The sequence below is a fragment of the Candidatus Protofrankia californiensis genome, from assembly GCF_900634765.1.
Lineage (GTDB): Bacteria > Actinomycetota > Actinomycetes > Frankiales > Frankiaceae > Protofrankia > Protofrankia californiensis.
Genome location: NZ_CAAAFT010000186.1, coordinates 1 through 3145, shown reverse-complemented (window position 1 = coordinate 3145; position 3145 = coordinate 1). Strand labels below are relative to the sequence as shown.

At 65.8% G+C, this 3145-nt stretch carries 5 protein-coding genes; 2 read left to right on the top strand and 3 right to left on the bottom strand.

The window, feature by feature from the left end:
- Positions 1–143: 143 nt before the first annotated feature.
- Positions 144–341 carry a hypothetical protein gene (locus DD1DGNOD_RS10405; protein WP_241255632.1) on the top strand — a complete coding sequence of 66 codons (198 nt, stop codon included), beginning with the start codon at positions 144–146 and terminating at the stop codon, positions 339–341.
- Between the two features lie 74 nt (positions 342–415).
- Positions 416–706 (top strand): hypothetical protein, encoded by a 291-nt coding sequence (locus DD1DGNOD_RS10400; RefSeq protein WP_131769998.1) that lies wholly within the window; start codon positions 416–418, stop codon positions 704–706.
- Between the two features lie 287 nt (positions 707–993).
- Here DD1DGNOD_RS10400 and DD1DGNOD_RS10395 read toward each other — a convergent pair whose 3' ends face one another.
- From DD1DGNOD_RS10395 to DD1DGNOD_RS10385, 3 genes are all read right to left on the bottom strand, one after another.
- Complete coding sequence (locus tag DD1DGNOD_RS10395) at positions 994–1221, bottom strand: hypothetical protein (RefSeq protein WP_131764628.1); 228 nt, start codon at positions 1219–1221, stop codon at positions 994–996.
- Positions 1222–1396: 175 nt separating this feature from the next.
- Positions 1397–2014, bottom strand: coding sequence for a hypothetical protein (locus DD1DGNOD_RS10390; protein ID WP_131764629.1), 618 nt, complete (start codon positions 2012–2014; stop codon positions 1397–1399).
- Between the two features lie 136 nt (positions 2015–2150).
- Positions 2151–2909 carry a GntR family transcriptional regulator gene (locus DD1DGNOD_RS10385; RefSeq protein ID WP_131769997.1) on the bottom strand — a complete coding sequence of 253 codons (759 nt, stop codon included), beginning with the start codon at positions 2907–2909 and terminating at the stop codon, positions 2151–2153.
- Positions 2910–3145: the final 236 nt, after the last annotated feature.

Below are 3145 nucleotides of genomic sequence, written 5' to 3'. Positions count from 1 at the left end.
CCAACGATCATCTGAACCGTCCCGTGGACCGTCTCCACGGCCTGACCGCGCGGAGTGGTTGGCCGCTTTGGTGCCTGCCGTGGAGTCGCCGACCTTCAGGACGTCGCGGGGATCGGCACCACGTGCTCAACCCGGGTTAGAGTGTGTATGTGGAGATCTACGGCGTGGCCGCCCCGGAGCCTCACGAGTGGGTCGACGAGCCGGACCCCGCCACCCAGCAGGCGATCGACGAAGCGCGCGAGGACCTTGCCGCAGGACGATCGGTCATCTGTACCAGTGATGCCGCGTTCGACGCGCTCCTCGACGTGCTGTCCGCGGACTCCTATCCACAGGCGAGCTGACCTCGACAGTTGCGGTTTTTGCATCGAAACGAGTAGTTGTTCGTTTTCTGTAACCACCCCTTATCGTGTGGGCCATGCCCACCTTCGAGCCGGTTGCCCGCTTCCTCGCGGAGTTCCATCGACTCTCCCCAGCGCAGCAAGCCGCGTTCATGCGCGCTGTCGCGCTGTTCCGTGAGGGGCTGACGTCGGGCTCGTTCCACCCGAAGCTACGGGTGAAGGGTTTCAAGTCCGAGCCCGGCGTGTACGAGATGACGTGGGCACGCGACGGCCGCGCGCTCTGGCAGTACGGCGAACCGATCCCCGGGAAGCCCGGCCCACATGTCGAGTGGCTCAGTATCGGCACCCACGACATCTTCGACCGGTAAGCGCAGCCCTCCCACTGATCGTCCATTCTGTTCGTAGCCCCATCGCTACGGATACCGCATACTGACGTCGTGGACTCCGTGCCCCGACTCGCCCCGCGCATCGTCCTGCGCTGCCCCGAACACCGGCGCTTCCGGCGGATGCCCGGACTCGGACCCAAGGTCACCTTCCAGGCCCCACAGGCGTGTGAGCGATGCAGGGTCGTGTGGGCCGATGGACACGGACCCGACTCCGTGCCGGACGATGCCGAGCTGCCCGAGAAGCTGGCGGGACCGACGTACGGGCCGTCCTAGCCGCGCTGCGACCAGTGGTCGAGGATGTTCGTGATGCTGGACAACTGGTCGGTCCACTTCGTTCCGGCCGCGACTGCGACGACTCCGAGAGCTAAGCCGTAGACGACCTTGCCGTACTCGTCCAGCTCATCGGTGTTGACCGAGTCGAGCACTTCGGCGGCACGATTGGCGTAATCAGATGCGGTCGGCTGCGCCAGCATGCGGCGGACTTCCTGGTTGTCCATGTGTTCACGATGCAGTCAGCGACACTCACTTGCTACGCAAGGCTCACTCGGGTGAGCGTTCGTCGGCGTGGTGCACGGATTGTCCCAGCGGGATCCGGAAGCCCGAGGTGCAGGACGACGCACTACACGACCGCGACCCAGTAAGCGGGAAGACCCCAGCAGGCGAGAAGGCCCGCTACCGCCTTCGTCGCGCACGCCTCTCCTCCTTCCTCGCCTCTCGCAGGCTCCACGGTCTTTCGCGAGCCAGCGGTTCGGGCTGTGCCACTGGCGGTGGGGATGACTCGGTTGGCATGACGGAATCGTCGTCCGGCCCGGCCTCGCCGAGCGGTGCAAGCTTCTTCGCCTGGATGCCGATCGCGCTGGGGCTGCGTCCATGGAGATATGCGATCTTCCACGGTGGAAGACCAGTTGCTAACGCGCGCTGAAGACGTTTGTTCTCTTCATCCGACCACAGGTTGCCCGACCTGACCTCGCCCATATGCCAGTCCACGGCGGTCACTTCGTCGACTCCGAAGGATCTGACCTCCTCGCCGTCACAGCGGAAGGACAACTGGCCAGCCGAGACCGTGAGCCCATCGGCGTCGAACCCCGTCTCGGCGCCGTCTGACACGGTGACGCGGGCGCCAAGGACCGGCATCCCCTTCCTGTCTTCAACGTTCCTGGTCAGAAGGACTGCCTGCCGCCAGCGGCCGACGATCCCGACGGCTCGCCAGCCTTCCTGGCCAAGTTCATCGAGTCGCTCTTCAAGGCGACGGAGGCGGTCTCTTACGATGCGGTACTCATAGTGCGCCACAGAGTGATTGTGTCCAGGGAAGGACGTGGAGTCTCGGGAACGGACGTCACGCAGGGATGATCACCGGCTGCTGCCAGAGCCGGCAGATCGAACACGAGGAAGAGCGGGGACACTTCGCCAGCCTGGCCTCTGACGCTCAGACGGGGATCTCGTAGGCCAATGCGTAGCGGTCCGCCGGGATCGTGATGTCTGCCGTCTCGACGGCCCGCCCGCCGGCCCAGTGGGTGCGCTCGATAGTCATCACCCATACGCCGTCCGGCACGTCGAGCTCTCGGCGTTCGTCATCGTCCGCGGGCCGGGCCCGTACCAGCTCGGTGACGCGGTCGACGTGAACACCGATGGTGTCCATGCGTGCGATGACCCCGGTTACGCCGTCTGTGCCCTCGGGCTCCTCGATGTCGGTGCCGCCCACGAGCGCGAACGGCTCCCATGAGACCGACGCCTGCACCGGCCGGCCGTCGGCTCGGAAGAGGTACCGGGTCTTCATGACGTGCTCGCCCACGGCGAGTCCGAGTCGGTCGGCGATGCGTCCCTCGGCCCGGGTGCGCTGGGTGTCCCACACCCAGTCCGGCGCGGCGCCCTCCCGCTGGGCATCCCGGGCGAACGGAGACGTCTCACCCGCTGGCCGGCGCTGGTAGCGGGTCGACGAACGAACGGTGATCGCGGGCCGTCGACGAACGAAGGTCCCTCGGGTCGCCTGCTTGGTGATCAACCCTTCCGTGAGCAGGACATCCAGCGCCTGGCGCACGGTCGGCCGCGTCGTGCCCCACGTCTCGGCCAGCTTCACTTCCGAGGGGATACGGGTGCCCTCGGCCAGCTCGCCATCTGCGATCTGCTGCCTGAGCGCGTCGGCAATGCGGAGGTACAGCGGCTGATCCTCGGTAGCCGGCGTCATGACTGCCGACGCTACTGGAGCCCGGCCGTTCTGGTCTTGACCAGTACAGACCAAAGTTCATCACTCTGCCGAGATTTGGTATTGACTAGTCTAGACCAATCATCTAATGTCGAACCCGTCAGACCAACCAAGCCCCACAGGGAGGCCCAACCCGTGTCAGACCCAAAGCCGGTCGACCCAGACTCGCTGCTCACGCCGGAGGAAGTCGCGGCGGCGCTGCGCGTCAGCACCGTGAC